The following is a 19,829-nucleotide window of genomic DNA, read 5'->3' as shown; positions in this document are numbered from 1 at the left end:
ATAGCAGTGGAAAGGTTCTACATGATTAAATTTATGTAGAACCTTGTTTTATGTCTAGATAAATCTACTTATAGCTAGAGATGAAAAGGAAACATTTCCAATTGTTCATGATTACAACAATTGGTGTTCCGTAATCGTAATCAGTGAGTTCTCACCGATTTAAAGAACTTGTTGCAGCTTCTATAATAATGGCTTGTTCCTGTGCCTCAATACATAACTCGGCAGCCTTGAACGCATGCTCTTGTGTCATTGCATGCTCGGTTTGATTTAGACAATCTAATATGAATTGCCCGAAGAATGGAAAGCCTACTTGACCTGATACTTCAAAATGCTTCTCACCATCTTTGTTTACTAAGTAAAGGTGGTCGCCAGTGTTACTGCGTGCAATATCAATATACTTTCTTACCTCAATATATCCCTCTGTGCCAAGAATTAATGCGCGACCGTCGCCCCAAGTACCGAGTCCGTCAGGTGTAAACCAGTCGACACGAAAATAGAATGTAGCCCCATTATCAGCAACTAATGTAGCATCACCGTAATCTTCAAATGCTGGAAATTGTTTGTGGTTGTAGTTAGCCACCTTACTATGTAGAACTTTGGCATCCTTCGCTCCAGAGTAGTGTAGAAATTGTTCAATTTGATGACTGCCAATATCACAAAGAATTCCTCCATAGGCTTCTGGATCAAAAAACCAATCAGGTCTACTCTCGATATTCGCTCGGTGTGGTCCCGTACCAATCACTTGAATTACACGTCCAATCGCTCCTTGATCAATTAGCTGTCCTGCGAAAATGGCACTTTCCACATGAAGTCTTTCTCCATAATAAATTCCCCATTTGAGTCCTGTTTCTTTTACTTTTCTTCTAGCAAGCTCAATTTGTTCCTTTTTAGTGAATGCAGGCTTATCGGTAAAATAGTGCTTGCCGTGATCCAGTACTCTTAATCCTAGCTCATGACGATAAACAGGAATATTTGCACTAGCAATTAGACTGATTGAAGGGTCCTCTAGAATTTCTGCTTCTGAGATTGAAGCAGTCACACCTGGATACTTCTCACAGAAGTTTCTCACCTTCTCATGGTCAGGATCATAGACAGTAACTAATTCCGCACCAGCTTCAATCAGACCGTTGCACATTCCATAAATATGACCATGGTCTAATCCAATTGCAGCAAATCGAAACTCACCTTCTCCGACAACTTTGTCTACTTTACCTACAGGTGCGTAGTTCATTCCATCTTGCTTATTCATCTTAAATGCTCCTCTCCAACATTATCTCATCGATTATTCGTATTTTCCGCCTGTCGTGATATCATTTGTTGCAAAGTTCTCGATGATCTTCGTTTTTTCATAAAAGTACTTCACGTTATCCAACATTCCTTCTCTAGTATAGAAGGAGTCAGTCTTCTCTAGAGGGAGAGAGACCTTTTCACCAAGACTTGAAGATTTGTAGATGGCTGTAATTAATTCAAGTGTTTGACGCGCTTGAACGCCGTCTACGAGAACATCTGTCTCCCCCTTAATGGCCTGGATTACATCATGGATTTGTCCAGTATGCCCTTCATAAGGAATGGATTCTTGCAAGTCATACACTCGTTGAATTTCCCGTTCTAGTTCGTGATCGATTTCTGGGAAGCCATTTTCTAACGACTTGGAGGCTTTCACTTTCCAGGGAACGGATACTCGGGCATTTCTCCCTTGGAATATGAGCTGCTGCTCTTCTCCATGATGAACGACAGAGCTTGTAATTTGAGCCAAGGCACCATCATTATACTGACAAATAGCAATGGATAGATCTTCAACTTCTGCATTATCATGTGATGTATTGCTTGTAATGGCTGTTACCTCAGATGGCATTCCGTTCATCCACTTAAAGATGTCTATATGATGAACGGCATGATTCAATGTGCAACCACCACCTTCTTTTTCCCATGTCCCTCTCCACCATAAATCATAATAGCTATGTCCTCTCCACCAGTATGAATCCACCTGTGTGTGAACAATTGGTCCAATAAGTTTGGTATCAAGAACCCTCTTTAATTTCATCATTGGGTTTGTAAAACGATTCTGGGAAATGACTGATAGAATCCTATGATTACGCTCGGCAGCTTCAATCATGGCATCACATTCTTGTAGAGATGCAGCCATCGGTTTTTCTACTAACACATGCTTGCTGTGATTTAGTGAATCTATGGCAATTTCAGCATGGGTATAGGGGGGCGTGCATATCGAAATTAAGTCAATGTCAGGAATATTTAGAATATGTTTGTAATCATCATAAATATCAGCGTTTAAATTGAATTTCTCCACCATAGCCTTTGCTTTTTCATGATAAATGTCACACACTGCAACAATCTTACAATCCATACCGAATTCTAAATAGCCTTTAATATGACTCATTGCAATAGCTCCAGAGCCTATAATTGCAACATTAATCAAAAACAATCACTCCTTGTAAGAACAGTTATTTTAACACGGCCTATTGAAAATGCTTACAATTAGTATTCTATTTTACTTTTTAGGAAAAAACATTGGATAAATTGTTAGAATGATTGCAAATATTGCTTAATACAAGCTTCGGTGATAAAGAAAGCAGGAACCTGTAAAGTTCCTGCGCTCTGCAATGATTAATGCTTGTAATATTGTTTTGGGGAATAACCAGTGATGTTTTTAAATGCCTTAAAGAATGTTGAATAGTCTCCGAATCCAACGGTATGGGCGACATCAAGTGCACTCATCCCAGACGAAAGTAATTCCATTGACCATATGATTCGTTTATATGTCACATATTCTATCACAGTGAATCCTGTGCTTCTTTTGAAGCTATGACATAGGTAGTATTTATTAACAAAAAAAGCATGTTGTAATAGATCAAGAGTAATCTTTTGATCCAAGTTTTTATTAAGGAAATCTAAGATTCTCACAATTTTCTCATCATATTTATGCTGTACTGTAAGAGGATGATTGTATGTCTCAAAAATGTTATTAATTCGAATCATCATCTGGATAAAATAAATCTTCATTAGAATCTGATTTTCAGCAGTAGGGTGAACAGTAGCTTCTTCAATCTTTCCCCATAGTTGATCAATCTCTCTTTCGCGAATGTCTTGAGCGGAAATTCTATTAAAATGACCTAATTTCCTATTCTCTAGATAGTTAACAATATTATAGTCATCAGTTTGAAAAGAAGAGAGATATTCAGGCTTGAAATGAATGTACTTTCTTTCGTATACCACATCTGAATGAAAAACAATCCGATGTAGCTCTCTAGAGTTCGTCATAATTAAGTCATATGGGGAGAGCTTGTATGCTTGACCTTCGATGTAGTAAGTGAGATCCCCTGATATAAAGAGGAAGAGCTCATAGCAATCGTGAATATGAGTAACAATGTCAAAAGGTGAATCTATCATTGTATGGTCCACTGTAAACGCTTGACTTTTATATTGTAAAAGGTGTCGCATTACATCATCGCCTCTTCTACTGGTCTATGTGTATATAATTCTGAATTAATTCCACATGAATTGCAATGGTTTAAAAAGTATCGTAGCTTCATATCGTTTTTCATTATATAGAATCTGTGGAATAAAAAAAGCAACTCCCTACTGAGAAGTTGCATATTTCTTATTTATCTTCTTCGTTAACTGATTTGAATTTAATTCCATCTGATGTCTGAACGATTAAAGGTTCGTGTATTTCATATAAACCTATTTTAATATAAGGTGTTTTATTCTTGTTGTTACCATCAACAATGTTTACCATGATTTCAGTTGGTCCACGTTTGCTAACTTTTTCAACTTCAATTTCTTTTCCTGCATATTCTTCATCTAAAACCAAAGTAACTTGTTTACTCCCCTCAGAAATAGTTGATATTTCATAATAGCTTTCTTTTTGTTGCCATTCCTCATAGTTATGTCCACCTTGATCTATAATCCAATAGACCTGCTCATAATAAATAGACAACCCAATCGTTGCAAAGAAGATAACTGGTAAAATCACAAGAATAGCTTTATCTTTTTTTCTAAATGGCTGTGAATCTTTATTACGAATGAACAAAGGTAAGAGAAGTGTACCAACGATACTTACAATAAGAAAACCTGCACCTAACATTCCATATCCCATCCCTTCAAAACCACGAATGACGAGAAGGCCATATGCAGTAATTGCGATAGAGGTAAGAAATGTAATAGTTGGAGCCATATAATATCTTCCATTTCTTTTCGATGCAACAAAAGTAAATAAGAATACAATAGAACCTAAAAATAAACCGCTCAAAATGATATTATTCATGTTAACGCCTCCGTGAGTTTATAAGAATAATTGCACAATATTATCCAAGAATAGAATAATGATGAGGTCTAAAGCTAAGGAAATCCATAACCACCTTTTATTGAAAAAAGTAAAGGTGAATACAAGTAAAAAGACGGCAGCGGGAAAGTAGAATAGGAAAATCGTTCCTTGGAATGCTGCTAGAAACATCTCGGTAGAATCTAAATCATTGTATCTAAAACTAGAATAAAAGATGTAAAACAAAATAATAGCTCTTGTTGCAATCAATAATAGTCTTAGACCAATATTAACCTGTGCTAACTTTTTTAGAGGTTTTATCTCTACATCTTTTGAGAATTCATGTTCGGGAAAGTTTTTGTCAAAATCCGCTACTTTGGAAAGTAAATCTCTACATTCTTCACAGTACTGTGCATGATCAATTATTATTTGTTTAGGCTCAGGGTCTAACTCATTGATAAATGGTATTAGCTCCTGAGATAATACGTGGATTTTCTTGTCTTTATCCATATGATCACCTTTGTTTAATCATTTGTTTTCTCAACCTAAAAACTCTTGTCTTCAACGTTGACAGGGGTAAATTCAATAGTTCACTAATTTCTTGATAATTATATCCATAGTACTCCTTGGCAAGAATGATTGCCTTATCGGTAGTAGATAACTGGCCTAGAATGGTTTCTAATTGATTATTAATCAACATTTTTACTTCTGGGGTATGGTTATCAATTAATAGTGATTCGATAATTTTTTCATCTTTAAATAACTCAGGCTTCTTTTTTTTGTAATGATCTAGAAGTGTGTTTTTTGCACCTTGGACTAACCAACTTTTCATATATTTAACTTTAAACACACTTGTGGGATTAACCAATATTTTTGAGAACAGCTCCTGAATAATATCATCAGCTATTGCATCATCTTTTGTTAATCCGATTAAAAAATTTCTTAAATACGAATAATGTTCATTGTAGATTTCCTCTATCGCTTCTAATGGATTCAATTTTGACATATTTCAAACTCCCCATATCTTCTCCCGCATAAAAGAGACGATTGACATCGATTAAAGTTACATTTATTTTTTCTTCTTTCATAAATTTTCTAGAAAGTGTTTTTTCAGTGAGTTATTAGAGGTGAAGGATATATATGAGGTATTAAGAAGAATAAATCAATGTATAAGAGAATAGCATATTAAGCCCATTCATATGGAAGGTTTGAGCTTAATATGCTATTGCTTTAATTTAGAATAGAGGAATTTCGGTTCATAAAAATCCAAAGCCATTTTTTCCATTCTTCTTTATGTGATACATTGCTTTGTCAGCTCGATGAATCATGGATAACATAGAATCTGTTTCTTCTAAAGAACTAATTCCAATGCTTGAAGAAATAGTTATGTGCTGAGAGTCAATAGAATAAGATTCAGATAAAGTATCAACAAGAGCTGTGGCTAATTTCTCTACACTCTGTTTATCTTTGTTAGTGGATAAAATAATAAATTCATCACCAGCAAAGCGACATAAAAAATCACTTTCAGATACTTGATCTTGTAATCTATTAGCTACTTGCTTTAATAATAGGTCTCCTACATGGTGTCCAAAAGTATCATTAACGGATTTAAATCCGTCTAAATCAATAAATAATAGATAGAAGTTCATGTTTTGATGAGCGTTGTTATTCATTTTTTCAAATAAGAAATGGCGATTTGGTAATTTAGTTAACTCATCATGATAGGCTAAAAATCTTAATGTATCGTTTGCGTCCTTTAACTGCTTATTTTTTTGATTGATTTCCTTATTTAATGCTTCATTCCTATTAATCGAATTAAATAAGCGAGTCATTAATAGGAGTATCGCAATAAAAACACCAATTAATAAAGGATCTTTTATATCATAAAAATTGACGTAAACGACAAATAAAAAAATGATCATAATGGAGTATGGGATAAATAATTGAAAATACTTTTTGAAATAAGTTCTCTGTTTTGTTTTATTTGCTTCAAATTTATCTAGGCCAGAAAATCCTATAAGTAATATAGATAATACCCATAACGGATCAACTAAATAACCTATAAGATTAGTAGTATCAATGCTTTGATAAAAGTAAATACTGTTTGCAATGATATTAATCAAAAAACCTGAAATTATAAAAAGTATTGCTCTAGATAATGATGTGTATAGTAAGATCATTAAACATGCAAATAATACGGTTAAATCAAGGATTGGATAGCCTAAATAAGTGATTAACACGAGCAAGGAATGGTTATCAAAAGCTGGTATTAAAAACGGACGTATAATAAATACCCAGGATAGAGTTGAGGTAATCACTGTGAAAATTAAAATATCAAAAAGGTAGGTTGTTGTTAAGACTACTTTATGAATCTTAAAAAAGTATATGAGCGCCCAAATAAAGAACGAATATGCTAATAACATGATTACGTCATATAAGCCCAAATCAGGTGGTGATGCATGTTCATACTGATAGTAAGCCCAATAGATACTGCCAAAGAAGTACCATAAAGAACCTAAAAGTAATAATAGATTAAAGTGTTTGTTTTGATTATTTGGGTTAATAAATGCTTTGAAAAGAACAATGACAGAAATGAAGTTACCGATAGTGACCAAAACATTACTAATTGTTGAAAGAAAAGTGGAACCCTCTAAAAAAAATAAACAGCTAAAGTGAAATATCGTATATAGTAACAGGAAAATAAAAGGTTTGAATCCCAATGATCTATCTCCTTTTGTTAGTATGAGATTTTTGAAAGTATGTTGGAGCTATGTATCTAACCATTGGATAAAAATGAACCTAAAAATCTAGATTTAACAGTACTTTTTACCTACTTTTGTTTGATAATAATATTATACTAGATTATAAAAAAGTCTCAATTATTTAAATGGAAAAGTATGTGATTTAGAGTCGTCCATTTTTTGGATATTTTATAAGGGAATCAATCAACTATTAGAAAGAGCCTTGCCAACTAGGAAAGGCTCTTTCTAACATGATCTAAGAAAAATATCTCATTTCTTTCGAATATCTGTAATGATGATTCGACTATGTGGAATACTCGGTATACTGGTCATACTGTAGCTTAGGTCTTGTTCTGGAATTGTATAATCTATCTCATTTATTAAAAAATCAAGACTTGTCTTCATGACTTCGATGGTGAGCCATTCACCTGCGCAACGGTGTCCCATCATATAATCTCCACCACCCTGTGGAATGAAGCTAAAAGGACTTTCTTTCCATTCAGCAAACCGCTGAGGGTAAAATAGCTCAGGATATTCCCAAAGTTCAGGGTCGTGATTGTTTCCGTACAGATCTAGCAGTGTTAACGTATTTTCTTCGAATTCATAGTTATTCCACACGAAATCTTTTTTAACTAACGCGACGACGAATGGAAAGAATGGATAGTAGCGTCGCACTTCTTGGATAAACATATGAGCGTATTTATCATTGTTTGAAGTGAGTTTCTCTCTTTCCTCTGGGTAGTGATGCAATGCTAACACTACAAAATTAAGGAAGACAGAGATGGCAACAATGGGTCTTATGATATTAATAACCTCTACAGAAGCAGTTTCTGGGTCTAGCAATTCACCGTCTATATTTTGATGCCATGTAAATTGATATAAAGCAGTATGTTCAGATGGCTGAAGCTTTTTTTCCCTCACTTGTTCCACAAGCTGTTGAATCCACTTTTCGACACGGTTTCGTGCATGTCTTCCTTTCCAATGTTCTGGGCCGATCGCTGATGGAGACATGTACATGGCCTCTAAATCATTTGTTAGATGTTTAATTTCATCTTCAGGTATGGGGACTCCAGCCCAATGACAAGCGGTTCTGCATAAAATTTCCCGAACTTCTTCATAAAAAATAATTTGATCACTCTGTTCCCAATTCTCCACAGCTGCCTGCCATTGCTCTTTTAAGATGTTCTGTAATTTATGGAGATTTTCAGGCGACATAATCTCCATGAACATTCCTTTGCGATGTCTATGTATTTCGCCATCCAACGTTTGAACGGCTGTTTTGCCGAACAAGGTCTGCTTCAAACGATTGGGTGCTGCTCCTTCTCGTTTGAACTTCTCAGGGTCATAAAAGATTTCTGCTGCTTCTATCCCACCCAAACAAATGGTTTTTTTTCCGAGTAAGCGGGTTTCAAAGATATTCGAATTAAAACTACGACGTCTGTTCAAGATGTATTCATATCCTTCTTTTAAAAGGCTTAGCGTGTGGTCCAACCCTTCTTCGCGTGGAACTGAACTAGACATATCATCATCTCCATTCTCAAATTGATTTACATATAGTTGTTTGTAATTATTTCCAACTATATACCTCGGTTGAGAGGATGAGATTGACCAATCTGTTCATTAGAAGTAATAATGAGGGTATCTAAAACAGGGAGAGGTTGAACTTGAATAAAATAATGATTGTTGAGGATGACCCAAAGATTACTGAGCATTTGAAAGCACATCTTGAAAGATACGGCTATGCTGTCACCTGTGTCACTGATTTTGACCAGGTAATGACAACATTTCATGAAGTAAATCCAGAACTTGTGCTTTTAGATATTAATTTGCCAAGCTTTGATGGATATTATTGGTGTAGACAAATTCGAAAAGACTCGTTATGCCCTGTGATTTTTATCTCGGCTCGGATTGGTGAGATGGATCAAGTGATGGCCATAGAGAATGGTGGAGATGATTATATTACGAAGCCATTTAGTGCAGAAATCGTGATGGCGAAAATTCGCAGCCAGCTACGCCGTGCTTATGGGGAATATGCCTCAAAGCAAGAGGAGCGGGTAATAGAGAAATCAGGTCTTACACTCTTTCCAGAGAGGCTGGAGCTGACTTTTGCTACCCAAACGGTTTCCTTATCAAAGAAAGAAGCAGATATTATTGAAAGCTTAATGGAAAGATATCCACGAGTTGCTGGACGTGAAGACTTATTAGAAAAACTGTGGGATCATCAAAGCTATGTCGATGAAAATACATTGAATGTGAATATCACGAGGGTTCGAAAAAAGTTCCAGGAAATTGGTTTGCAAGATGCAATTGAAACAGTAAGAGGGGCAGGATATCGGTTGAATATTACATGGAAGGAAGATGAGTGATGAGGCTATTTATACGGGAACACACCTTATTGATCGTTGTACAGGCTGTTCAAATGCTCATCATCCTTTCGATCTTCTGGCTTGATGGATATCGCGATATCAAGCTGTTTTTTTATGCCTTCTTTCTTAACACTTTATTCCTTGGCTGTTACTTAACCTATTATTATCTTTCACGTCGAAATCTATATAAACGCTTAAGTCAGCCATTAGAATCTTTAGAGGAAAGTATTCAGAGAACCGATGATTCTCCTGTTTCTATCGCTTTTGACCAAGTGTTACATCATCAATTCGCACTATATCAAAGTCAATTAGAAGCAGGAGAAAAAGAGCAACAGGAGCATCGAAGGTTTATGGACCAATGGGTTCACCAGATGAAAACGCCGTTGTCTGTGATCGAGCTTACTGCACAAACGTTGGATGAACCTGAGTCCTCTAATATCCGAGAAGAGACAGAACGGATGAAAACAGGCTTGAACACAATTCTCTATATGGCTCGCCTGAAGACGATTGAACAGGACTTTCATATTAAGCCTGTGAATCTTTCGAATTTGGTGGATGAAGTAAACGGAGAGAATAAACGATTCTATATACGAAACAAAGTCTATCCTAAGTTAGAGGTGGAAAAAGAAGGGGTAACAGTCGAGACCGATGAAAAGTGGTTGTATTTTATCATTTTCCAGTTGATCAATAATGCTGTTAAATATTCATCAAACATCAGTAATCGGATCGTTATTTCTATTTATGAAAGTGGGAAAGAGGCTGTTCTCGAAATAAAAGATTTTGGAATTGGGATTCCAAAAGCAGATAAGCGGCGGGTATTTGACCCCTTTTTTACTGGAGAAAATGGTAGGAAGTATCGAGAATCTACAGGGATGGGACTGTATTTGGCGAAGGAAACCTTAGATAAGCTAGGACATCAGATTGAAATGCAGTCAGAAGTAGGGAAAGGGACCACCTTCCGCATCTTTTTTTCTGAAACGCAAAACCTTACAAGGTTGTAAGGAAAGTGAAAGAAGAATCGATAGGTAAGGTTGTGTTAAGAAAGGTATACTAATCACAGATCAGAATGAGGAAGGGGATCTTGTGATGCTAGAAGTGAAACAGGCAAGTAAAATCTATGAAGGTAAAATAGTCTATAAAGCATTAAATAATATTAACTTATCAATTGAAGAGGGCGAATTTGTTGGAATTATGGGCCCATCTGGTAGTGGGAAAACAACGCTTTTGAATATGATTGCAACCATCGATGAACCAACAACAGGAGAAATCTTGATTAATGGAAAGAATCCACATCGTCTAAAGAAGGAGGAGTTAGCTAAATTCCGTAGGCGTGAGCTTGGATTTGTTTTTCAGGATTTTAACCTGTTACACACTTTAACAGTGGAGGAGAATATTGTCCTTCCGTTAACGCTTGATGGCAAAAAGGTAAAAGAGATGAAGCAGAAGGCACAGGAAATTGCAGAGAAATTGGGGATCTCCTCTATTATGAATAAACGCACCTACGAAATTTCTGGTGGTCAAGCGCAAAGAGCTGCTGTAGCAAGAGCGATGATTCATGTGCCGAAAATGCTGCTAGCTGATGAACCAACAGGGAATCTAGATTCAAAGTCGTCCAAGGATGTCATGGAAATGTTAGAGACGATCAACAAGAATGAGCGTACAACAATGTTGTTGGTCACCCATGATCCACAAGCGGCAAGTTATTGTAATCGAGTGGTTTTCATCCGAGACGGAGAATTCTATTCGGAAATCCATCGTGGAGAGAATCGCCAGGCTTTTTTCCAAAAAATCATTGATACTCTTTCTCTGCTAGGAGGGGATGGTCATGACCTTTCGCAGATTCGCGTTTAATAATGTCATTCGCAACAAACGCTTGTATGTGGCTTACTTCCTTAGCAGTATGTTCACAGTGATGGTGTTTTTTACGTTTGCGATTTTTGCTTTCCATCCGCTACTTTCTGGAGATGAGTTGAATTCAAATGTTCAACAGGGGATGAATATTGCAGCAGGAATCATCTATGTCTTTTCCTTTTTCTTTGTACTCTATTCGATGAGTTCGTTTTTGAATACACGGAAAAAAGAGTTTGGGTTACTAATGATACAAGGTATGTCAGTCAGACAAATACGTCTCATGGTCTTTATGGAAAACATGTTGATTGGTTTTTTCGCAACAATAGGAGGAATATTGTTGGGATTGATTTTTTCAAAAGTGATTCTATTGATCGCCGAGAATGTGCTTGCTATGAATGAGAGCTTAGATTTCTATCTTCCGATTCAAGCGGTTCTTATAACCTTTGTTTCCTTTGTTTTGTTATTTTTCGTCATTTCGTTATTTGTATCCTATGTGTTACGTAGTCGAAAGCTAATCGACTTAATTAAAGGGAATAAGAAGACAAAAGGTGAACCAAAGGCAAATCTCTTTTTAACGCTCTTAGCGATTCTCCTTATTGGAGGAGGATATGCGGTATCATTGATTGTTGAGGGACTTATCGTAATAGCTGTGATGCTTCCAGTGATTATCGTTGTGATTATCGGCACATATCTATTATTCACTCAGTTAAGTGTTTATTTAATTCGCAGATTTAAAAAGAATGACAGCTTCTTTTGGAGAAAAACAAATATGATTTTGTTATCTGACCTTTCATTCCGAATGAAGGATAATGCACGTACCTTTTTTATGGTTGCCATTATTTCTACGGTAGCATTTAGTGCGATTGGCACGTTATTTGGATTTCAAAGCTTTCTAGCAGCGGGATATAAAAATAACTATCCTTATTCTTTTGAATATAGAATAGATGCTGATGAAGAGGACCAGAGTGTAGCAGTAATTGAAGAAGTTTTAAAGGAAGAAGCTGTGGAAACAAACTATGAACATGTTGTTTTTCATTATTATGAGATTGGTGAGGATTCGTCTCTTATTGCGAAGGAATCAGATTATAATCGATTTGCGCAATTACTTGGAGAAGAGACTATTGATATTGCAAATGGTGAGGTAAAAGTCGTTGAATTTACTGGAACAAACTTCGGGCAAACTGAAGAGCTGTTGGAGCAATCGATTGAGTTAAGTTCTGGTGTTACGTTATTACCAGAAGAAGTGATTTATTCTAGAGCTCTACCAGAAACGGATTCTTATTATGTTGTGTCTGATCAAGAATTTGAGCAGCTGGGAGCACCAGTCAGGGAAACGAATTACCATGCTTGGCAGGTAACTGATGGGGAAGAAAATGTCATAGCTGCTTCAAAAAAAATCGAGAAGTTATTCCCTTCTTATCATTTCATGGCTAGGGAGTACGCGATATATCAATTAAATATGCAGTACGGTTTGGTCCTATTTGTAGGATTATTTATAGGAATTGTCTTTTTTGTATCAGCTGGAAGCTTCTTATATTTCCGACTGTATGCAGACCTAGATGAAGACAAGCAGAAGTTTCATTCGATTGCAAAAATAGGCTTAACAGAGAAAGAATTGAAGAAGGTTCTTACAAGACAAACAGCAATTCTTTTCTTCACACCAATTGTAGTCGCACTGATTCATGGGGCAGTTGCTTTAACTGCATTATCACGCCTTTTCTATCATGACTTAACAAAGGTATCTCTATCAGTATTAGGTGTCTTTTTACTCATCCAGATTGTGTACTTTTATATTGTTCGCTTTTTCTACACGAAGCAGGTTAAAGCGGTTCTGTGATATAGTGAAGATTTTTGGAAGCTCCTTACTTTGTGTAAGGGGCTTTTTTGGTAAATAATTTCATAGGCAATCTCTACTAGAACATAATACCTGCTATGTGCTAGAATAAATGAGTTCAAAAATTAATCATTACTTAACTTACGAAATGGCAAACTTATCGAAAGGTAAGGACGCAAAGCCACAGGCCTACGACAATTGTTATGGCAGCTGGGTTACCGAACAAGCTGGTTTTATTTGATAAATCCACTTATTTCGGGTGGGTTTTTTTCTTTGTCTAAAAGTTAGGCTGTTTTCGTATATATTGTGCTTTTAATACCGCAGCCTGAATACACTCCGCGTCCTGTGGGGTGACTGGTGAGCCTCCTCGTCACTAAGTTCCTGCGGGGTCTCACTTTGGCCACTAATCCCACGGGAGTCTACGTGTATTCAGTCTGCTAGAAATCTTATTCTCAATAATTAATTTCAAAACAACAACAAACTTTGAGAAAACAGCTAAAAGTTAAAAGAAATGGTAAAAACACAAGGAGAGTGTCAGGCAGTGAAGTTAGTAGTTAAGAATACTTTAATAATAAGCTTATTAATTTCAATCTCAATGATCAGTATTTCTGCATTCGGTTATTTGAAAGCTAAATCATTTCTTTATGAGAGATTTGAAAGTCAAGCCTATGATCAACTAGAGTCTGTAAAGGCGAATATTGATATATGGATAAAAGGAAAAGAAGAAACATTGTCGTATATGGCTGAAGCCGATGAGTTAAAAGAAAGTGATGTAGAAAAAGCAGATGCATTGGGTGGGAGAATTGCACAAAGATTGGATAACCCCGATGGATTTGCTTTTATTGACGCAAAAGGGACTTTATACCTAGGGGGAGCTCAAATTCCAGCGATTGATTTTCCCCATTATATAGGAGGTATGAATGAGCTGACCCAAGCCTATAACCCAGTTCCTTCAGAAACACCAAGCTTAAATGGGGCTCCGATTGTCTTAACATCTGCTCCAGTCTATGGCCATAACGGGGAACTTGTAGGGGTAGCTTCAGGAGGATCTCCAATTGAAAGTCTTTTAAATATTATCTCGAATATGAAGTTGGGGAAAAGTGGTTACGTCACGGTCTTTACAAGCGATGGGACAATCGTTGCCGGAAAAAATAAAGAAGATACCATTAACAAAAATATTGCTGACTATGAAAATAGTGATTTAGATAAATTAGTAAGTAATAGCATGAATGGTGAAACGGATGTTATTGAAACAACCTTTAATGGTGAAAATAGTTTAATCTTTTACAGCAAAGCGAGCGAAATGGATTGGGGGATTATGGCTTCAGTTCCTACAAAAGAGGCTTTTGCGGATGCAAATTCGTTGTTGAACTACTTCATCATCATTACCATTGTCTTCATCGTATTAGGTGCAATCATTAGTTATGTCATCAATCGTCGTCTAATTAAACCAATAAATGTAATAAATAACAGAATTGAAGAACTAGCATCAAACAAGGGCGATCTGACCCAGAGATTAACGATTAATAGAAAAGATGAAGTAGGAGATTTAGCAAACAACTTCAATTCCTTACTTGATAGTCTACAGGATTTAATCGGTGGGATACTCCAAAAAGGAGAGGTCGTTTCAGAGAGCACGGCTGCATTATCAGAAGGTGCAGAGGAAATGGCACAGTTATCTGGTATGGTTACTAGAAATGTTCAGAAATCAGCTGAAATATCAGCCGAACAAGAACAGGGGAATACAGAAAATCTGGAATCAATGAACGTTATTACTCAAAGTGTATCAGAAATCAAAGATCATTCGTTATTGGTTTCTGAGATCACAAAAAATGCTTATAAAGAAGTCGATGGTGCGAATACAGAAATTAAATCTCTCATTAAGCAGATGTCTGAGATCCAAGATTCGGTTCGACGTTCATCTGAAATTGTTCGCAGATTAGGTAATCGTTCTTCGGAGATTGGTAATATTGTTGAAATGATTTCTGGTATTACAAAGCAAACGAATTTACTAGCATTAAATGCTTCAATTGAGGCAGCAAGAGCTGGAGAACATGGAAAAGGCTTCGCGGTCGTTGCAAATGAGGTTAGGAAGCTTGCTGAGCAATCTGCGGGTTCAGCGGAACAAATTTCAGAGCTTGTCAATGAAATTCAATCTGAAACAGCAAGTGCAGTGGTGGAAATTGAATCTGGAACATCGCAATTTGGAACTGGCATGGAGAGATTAAAAGAAGTTAATGAAAGTCTACAGAATGTCTACCACTCTACAGAAGAATCTACGAATGAAGTGGATAAAATCTTTGTAGAAATTGAAAACCTATTATCAAAGGTAAAAGAAGTTGAATATGTCATTAACGATAATTTAGGAAAATCAACCGAATCCTCTAAATATATTCATGAAGTTGCTGCATCTTCTGAAGAGCAATTATCATCAATTCAAGAAATTACGGCTTCAATTGAAGAAGCAGCTCATGTAGCTGAAGAACTTAGAGACTTATTGAATCGATTTAAAATATAAGTGAATAATAATTTGTTTCCCTCAGACTATTTAGTTTGGGGGATTTTTTTGCGTCTTTTTGGAAAATGAAATTTAAATTGTCAGAAAAAACAGTTGACATTCTTTCGTTAGTGACATATTCTTTCCTTGAGGAAACTTTTATTCCTTTGGTTAATATAGTTGTCCGAAGGAAAGAGTTAAAATGATACGGAGGGGATATACCATGTTAAGGAAAAGAAAATGGATGTATGGGCTAGTTATTACAATCGGAATGCTGATAGGAGTTGGTTGTACGGATAGTAATAGCCTCACAACAAATCGTGAGAACGGAGAAGTGGATAAGATTAACGTCGTGACAACAATTGCACAGATTGGAGAACCCTTATCTGTAATTGGAGGAGATTTGATTGAGGTTGAGAGTTTAATGGGACCTTCAGTCGATCCCCATCTCTATAATCCAACTCAAAGTGATATTTCAACAATTGATCAGGCAGATCTTATTTTCTATAACGGGCTTGATTTAGAGGTGAATATGGTTAAGATTTTTGAAAGTATTGGCAATGAAAAGCCAGTGCTTGCGATTGGAGATACAGTTCGTTCGGATCAATTATTGGAAGAAGAGCCAGGTGTGATTGATCCGCATATTTGGTTCGATATTGAGCTTTGGAAGCAAGCATTAGATGCGGCGGTTGAGGAGCTGAAAGAATATGCACCCGCACACAGTGAGCAATTGGAAGCAAATAAACAGGACTATTTCTCACAATTAGATGCCTTACAAGATGAGGCAGCTGAGAAGTTAGCTGCAATTCCTGAAAACAATAGAATGCTCGTTACTGCCCATGATGCTTTCGGTTATTTCGGAAACAAGTTCGCGATGGAGGTCATTGGTCTTCAAGGGTTGAGCACGGAGGATGAAATTGGTGTTTCTGATATCAATGACACGATTGCCATCCTAAAGGAACATCAGATTCCAGCGATTTTTGTTGAATCGAGTATTGATTCTCGGAGCATTCAATCTGTCATCGAGGGTGCTGCAAGTGAGGGTGTAAAGGTAGAGCTTGGTGGAGAACTCTTCTCAGATGCAATGGGAGCAGCTGGGACAGAGGAAGGGACGTATATTGGAATGTATCGACATAATGTAGAAACCATCTATAATGCTTTAAAAAAAGGAGAGGAATAATGTGTCAGATACAGTACTTACAGTTCATCATTTAGCAGCGGCATATCGGAAGAATACTGTACTCAATGATGTAAATTTGGAGATTGAGGCCGGCTCCCTTACTGGGATAGTCGGGCCTAATGGAGCGGGAAAATCAACTTTAATAAAAACAATGCTAAATCTTCACCCTGCATTGTCAGGAACAGTCTCCTTTTTTGGATCGCCATTAAATAAGGTGAAGAGTAGAATTGGCTATGTTCCACAACGTGGTTCGGTAGATTGGGATTTTCCAACCGATGCTCTAGATGTTGTGACTATGGGGTTATACAAAGAAATCGGATGGCTGAAATGGCCATCCCGTTCACATAAGAGAAAAGCACATGATGCTCTTGAGAAAATGGGGATGTCTGCTTATGCTAACCGCCAAATTAGTCAATTGTCTGGAGGACAGCAGCAACGTGTTTTTTTGGCCCGAGCGTTAGTTCAAAACGCGGACCTTTACTTCATGGATGAACCTCTTGCAGGAGTTGATGCATCAACTGAACGAGCCATCATGGCCACCTTAAAAGAACTAAAAGATAATGGGAAAACAGTCCTGGTCGTTCATCATGACCTACAGACAGTTGAGTCCTATTATGACCATGTTCTTTTGTTGAATAAGACAGTGATTGATTATGGAATAACAGAAGAAACGTTCACTAAAGAAAACATTTCTAAAACGTATGGTGGTAATATGCGCTTACTGTGGGAGGAGAAAAAATATGTGGTCCATACTCTTGAGCAGTAATACACAATGGGTTCTACTTAGTACAATGATCCTTGGAATTGCTGCTGGAATAATGGGATGCATCTCCTATTGGCGCAAGCAAAGCTTAATGAGTGATGCATTGTCTCACGCTGCTTTACCTGGAGTCGTCATTGCATTTCTACTTACAGGACAGAAAAATTTGTTTATTTTGATCATAGGTGCTGCCATTAGTGCTTTAGTTGGTGCTTTCTTGATCCAATGGATTCAATCCTCTTCAAGAGTAACAGAGGATACAGCAATGGGGATGATCCTGTCAGTTTTCTTCGGACTGGGGATTATGCTAATGACAATTACCAACCGGACAGCTGCTGGAAATCAAAGTGGGCTTGATGGATTTATCTTCGGTCAGGCAGCAGCGATGGTTCGAGCAGATGTAAACACAATGATGTTTCTAGCTATATTTGTCATTTTAGTTGTCTTTCTTGGATTTAAAGAGTGGAAGCTGTTCCTTTTTGATCCGGACTTTGCAAAAGGTATGGGCTTGTCACTTACTTGGATGAACATTCTATACACGACCGTTCTTGTCACCACAATTGTGATTGGTATTCAAGCTGTTGGAGTCATTTTAATTGCTGCGTTACTTATCATTCCTTCGGTAAGTGCTCGTTACTGGACAGAATCCTTTAAAACAATGCTTCTGATCTCGGCTATTTTTGGAGGGGGAGCAGGAGCTGTTGGAACTGCGATTAGTGCATTGGGTAGTGGTTGGCCAACTGGTCCCTTTATTGTCGTAGTTGCAGCAAGCTTTTTTGTTGTCTCCCTTATTTTTGGAAAAGAAAAGGGTGTTCTACTTCAATATTTGAGGTATAGAAAGCAGAAAAAGCAAGTGAAGCAAGATCACCAGCTTAACACTTTGGCTCTTGAAAAGGGGGTGGAATAAGTGACATATACGGGATGGATTATTTTAACGGCTTCCCTAGTAGGGCTATCATGCGGGCTCATAGGAGTGTTTTTAATTCTTCGGAAATTAGCAATGATGTCAGATGCAATTAGTCATACAGTTCTACTAGGTATTGTCATTGCATTCCTCATCACACGAGAGTTAAGTGGGTCTCACATGCTGATTGGAGCCATTATTGCGGGTATCCTAACGTCATTTCTTGTTCAATGGATGAACTCTCTCGATATTGAACTTCATGCCTCAATGGGAATAGTGTTCACGACCTTGTTTGCTATTGGAGTGATATTGATTGCAACGTCTGTAGGGAATGCTCATTTAGATGTGAAGCATGCATTAATGGGTGAAATCACGTTTGTTCCTTTTCATACCATTTCTTTACCCGTTATTGGAGATGTACCTGCCACCACAGCCCTGCTAGCGCTAGTATTACTCATTGTCATTGTTTTCATTGTTGCATTTTATAAAGAGTGGAAGATTACTTCGTTTGACCCAGCATTAGCTGCTAGTTTGGGTCTTCCAGTCGCATTTATGCATTATGCCTTTATGAGTCTCGTATCCATTACAACTGTTGCTTCGTTTGACGCAGTGGGTTCCATCATGGTTGTCGCTATGCTAATTACACCTGCCGCTTCAGCCTATTTATGGACAGATAAGCTGAGCGTAATGCTGATTCTAAGTAGTTTGTTTGGAGTCGTTTCAGCAATTGTTGGCTATTATATAGCCGCTTGGATCGATACGTCTATTTCTGGCTCAATGGCGTTTGCAACAGGAATCGTTTTCTTCATAAGCTTTGTCTTTTCTCCTAAGCATGGGATCATTTCAAAGTATATTAAACCAGGGGGAGATTTAGTGCAGCATTAATAACAATGTTAATTTGTCTATTTCTGGATTTAAATGGATTAAATGATGCCTTTTACTTTTTTGAAAATTCTTCTTAATCATTTTGTTTTTATATGTGGGAGGGATAAGATAAATAATCATTGCAAAATAAAATCTTTCCATTTATGATATAAACAATATATAGTATTAATTAATAGATTTTACAACTAAATATTGATGATGTGGAAGCGAAGGTGTCTAGAGTTAGTAGACTTAAAAGGGAATCTGGTGAAAATCCAGAACTGTCCCCGCAACTGTAAGTGTGGATGAAATGAGATTGACCACTGTGTAAGTTATGATTTGTGACTTATATGGGAAGGGCTCAGAGTAAGACGAAGCACAAGTCAGGAGACCTGCCTATCAATTCCAAAAGTTTCAGTTCTTCGGGGGGTGAGAAGTTGAAACGGTACAGGGGAAATCCGTGTTTTTTTTACATACGTACCGTTTTATTTCAACTCTTCCGTAACTGGGAGAGTTTTTTATTTGTCCAAAAAACATTGTAAAAGGAGTT

The 19,829-nt window shown here is 37.0% G+C and carries 17 protein-coding genes and 2 riboswitches; of the genes, 9 read left to right on the top strand and 8 right to left on the bottom strand.

What is annotated here, in order from left to right:
• Positions 1–151 precede the first annotated feature (151 nt).
• From F7888_RS11455 to F7888_RS11420, 8 genes are all read right to left on the bottom strand, one after another.
• A complete protein-coding gene (locus F7888_RS11455) occupies positions 152–1,249 on the bottom strand; it encodes a Gfo/Idh/MocA family protein (RefSeq protein WP_191779599.1) in 1,098 nt (365 codons plus the stop codon).
• Positions 1,250–1,282: 33 nt separating this feature from the next.
• Complete coding sequence (locus tag F7888_RS11450; RefSeq protein WP_191779597.1) at positions 1,283–2,437, bottom strand: Gfo/Idh/MocA family protein; 1,155 nt, start codon at positions 2,435–2,437, stop codon at positions 1,283–1,285.
• Positions 2,438–2,625: 188 nt separating this feature from the next.
• Positions 2,626–3,459, bottom strand: a complete 834-nt coding sequence (locus F7888_RS11445; protein WP_191779595.1) for an AraC family transcriptional regulator — start codon at positions 3,457–3,459, stop codon at positions 2,626–2,628.
• Positions 3,460–3,619: 160 nt separating this feature from the next.
• A complete protein-coding gene (locus F7888_RS11440) occupies positions 3,620–4,285 on the bottom strand; it encodes a YesK family protein (protein WP_191779593.1) in 666 nt (221 codons plus the stop codon).
• An 18-nt stretch (positions 4,286–4,303) separates the two neighbouring features.
• Positions 4,304–4,792 carry a hypothetical protein gene (locus tag F7888_RS11435; protein WP_191779591.1) on the bottom strand — a complete coding sequence of 163 codons (489 nt, stop codon included), beginning with the start codon at positions 4,790–4,792 and terminating at the stop codon, positions 4,304–4,306.
• 4 nt (positions 4,793–4,796) lie between these two features.
• Positions 4,797–5,288 (bottom strand): RNA polymerase sigma factor, encoded by a 492-nt coding sequence (locus F7888_RS11430; RefSeq protein ID WP_191779589.1) that lies wholly within the window; start codon positions 5,286–5,288, stop codon positions 4,797–4,799.
• A 250-nt stretch (positions 5,289–5,538) separates the two neighbouring features.
• Positions 5,539–7,002, bottom strand: coding sequence for a diguanylate cyclase domain-containing protein (locus F7888_RS11425; RefSeq protein ID WP_191779587.1), 1,464 nt, complete (start codon positions 7,000–7,002; stop codon positions 5,539–5,541).
• 291 nt (positions 7,003–7,293) lie between these two features.
• Entirely contained in the window at positions 7,294–8,544 is a 1,251-nt protein-coding gene (locus F7888_RS11420) for a cytochrome P450 (protein ID WP_191779585.1), read from the bottom strand.
• Between the two features lie 143 nt (positions 8,545–8,687).
• Between F7888_RS11420 and F7888_RS11415 the strand changes: the two genes are divergently transcribed.
• The 9 genes from F7888_RS11415 to F7888_RS11375 all read left to right on the top strand — a co-directional run bounded on the left by F7888_RS11415 (position 8,688) and on the right by F7888_RS11375 (position 19,300).
• A complete protein-coding gene (locus F7888_RS11415; RefSeq protein ID WP_191779583.1) occupies positions 8,688–9,389 on the top strand; it encodes a response regulator transcription factor in 702 nt (233 codons plus the stop codon).
• Positions 9,389–10,390, top strand: a complete 1,002-nt coding sequence (locus F7888_RS11410) for a sensor histidine kinase (protein WP_191779581.1) — start codon at positions 9,389–9,391, stop codon at positions 10,388–10,390. The genes F7888_RS11415 and F7888_RS11410 overlap by 1 nt, the downstream gene beginning before the upstream one ends.
• A gap of 85 nt (positions 10,391–10,475) precedes the next feature.
• Entirely contained in the window at positions 10,476–11,240 is a 765-nt protein-coding gene (locus F7888_RS11405; RefSeq protein ID WP_191779579.1) for an ABC transporter ATP-binding protein, read from the top strand.
• On the top strand, positions 11,215–13,077 hold the full coding sequence (locus tag F7888_RS11400; RefSeq protein ID WP_191779577.1) for an ABC transporter permease: 1,863 nt from the start codon (positions 11,215–11,217) through the stop codon (positions 13,075–13,077). The genes F7888_RS11405 and F7888_RS11400 overlap by 26 nt, the downstream gene beginning before the upstream one ends.
• A 137-nt stretch (positions 13,078–13,214) precedes the next feature.
• Positions 13,215–13,297, top strand: a riboswitch (cyclic di-GMP riboswitch).
• Between the two features lie 318 nt (positions 13,298–13,615).
• Positions 13,616–15,592, top strand: a complete 1,977-nt coding sequence (locus tag F7888_RS11395; RefSeq protein WP_191779575.1) for a methyl-accepting chemotaxis protein — start codon at positions 13,616–13,618, stop codon at positions 15,590–15,592.
• A 202-nt stretch (positions 15,593–15,794) separates the two neighbouring features.
• Entirely contained in the window at positions 15,795–16,751 is a 957-nt protein-coding gene (locus F7888_RS11390) for a metal ABC transporter solute-binding protein, Zn/Mn family (protein ID WP_191779573.1), read from the top strand.
• A 1-nt stretch (position 16,752) separates the two neighbouring features.
• The gene (locus F7888_RS11385) at positions 16,753–17,517 is read left to right on the top strand and encodes a metal ABC transporter ATP-binding protein (RefSeq protein WP_191779570.1); all 765 of its coding nucleotides are present in this window, start codon (positions 16,753–16,755) and stop codon (positions 17,515–17,517) included.
• The gene (locus F7888_RS11380; protein WP_191779568.1) at positions 17,492–18,418 is read left to right on the top strand and encodes a metal ABC transporter permease; all 927 of its coding nucleotides are present in this window, start codon (positions 17,492–17,494) and stop codon (positions 18,416–18,418) included. The genes F7888_RS11385 and F7888_RS11380 overlap by 26 nt, the downstream gene beginning before the upstream one ends.
• A complete protein-coding gene (locus F7888_RS11375) occupies positions 18,419–19,300 on the top strand; it encodes a metal ABC transporter permease (RefSeq protein ID WP_191779566.1) in 882 nt (293 codons plus the stop codon).
• A gap of 193 nt (positions 19,301–19,493) precedes the next feature.
• Positions 19,494–19,694: riboswitch (cobalamin riboswitch) on the top strand.
• The last annotated feature ends 135 nt before the right edge of the window (positions 19,695–19,829 follow it).

Origin of the sequence: Litchfieldia stipae (assembly GCF_014837155.1) — a bacterium.
Classification (GTDB): Bacteria; Bacillota; Bacilli; order Bacillales; family Bacillaceae_L; genus Litchfieldia.
Note: the sequence above shows the minus strand (reverse complement) of the source record. Positions and strands in the feature narration are given on the sequence as shown.

What these genes read in the sequence shown, in the direction of transcription:
- F7888_RS11455 (WP_191779599.1), bottom strand. Translation starts at nt 1,249, where the DNA reads ATGAATAAGCAAGATGGAATGAACTACGCACCTGTAGGTAAAGTAGAC.
- F7888_RS11445 (WP_191779595.1), bottom strand. Translation starts at nt 3,459, where the DNA reads ATGCGACACCTTTTACAATATAAAAGTCAAGCGTTTACAGTGGACCAT.
- F7888_RS11440 (WP_191779593.1), bottom strand. Translation starts at nt 4,285, where the DNA reads ATGAATAATATCATTTTGAGCGGTTTATTTTTAGGTTCTATTGTATTC.
- F7888_RS11435 (WP_191779591.1), bottom strand. Translation starts at nt 4,792, where the DNA reads ATGGATAAAGACAAGAAAATCCACGTATTATCTCAGGAGCTAATACCA.
- F7888_RS11430 (WP_191779589.1), bottom strand. Translation starts at nt 5,288, where the DNA reads ATGTCAAAATTGAATCCATTAGAAGCGATAGAGGAAATCTACAATGAA.
- F7888_RS11420 (WP_191779585.1), bottom strand. Translation starts at nt 8,544, where the DNA reads ATGTCTAGTTCAGTTCCACGCGAAGAAGGGTTGGACCACACGCTAAGC.
- F7888_RS11410 (WP_191779581.1), top strand. Translation starts at nt 9,389, where the DNA reads ATGAGGCTATTTATACGGGAACACACCTTATTGATCGTTGTACAGGCT.
- F7888_RS11405 (WP_191779579.1), top strand. Translation starts at nt 10,476, where the DNA reads ATGCTAGAAGTGAAACAGGCAAGTAAAATCTATGAAGGTAAAATAGTC.
- F7888_RS11400 (WP_191779577.1), top strand. Translation starts at nt 11,215, where the DNA reads ATGACCTTTCGCAGATTCGCGTTTAATAATGTCATTCGCAACAAACGC.
- F7888_RS11390 (WP_191779573.1), top strand. Translation starts at nt 15,795, where the DNA reads ATGTTAAGGAAAAGAAAATGGATGTATGGGCTAGTTATTACAATCGGA.
- F7888_RS11380 (WP_191779568.1), top strand. Translation starts at nt 17,492, where the DNA reads ATGTGGTCCATACTCTTGAGCAGTAATACACAATGGGTTCTACTTAGT.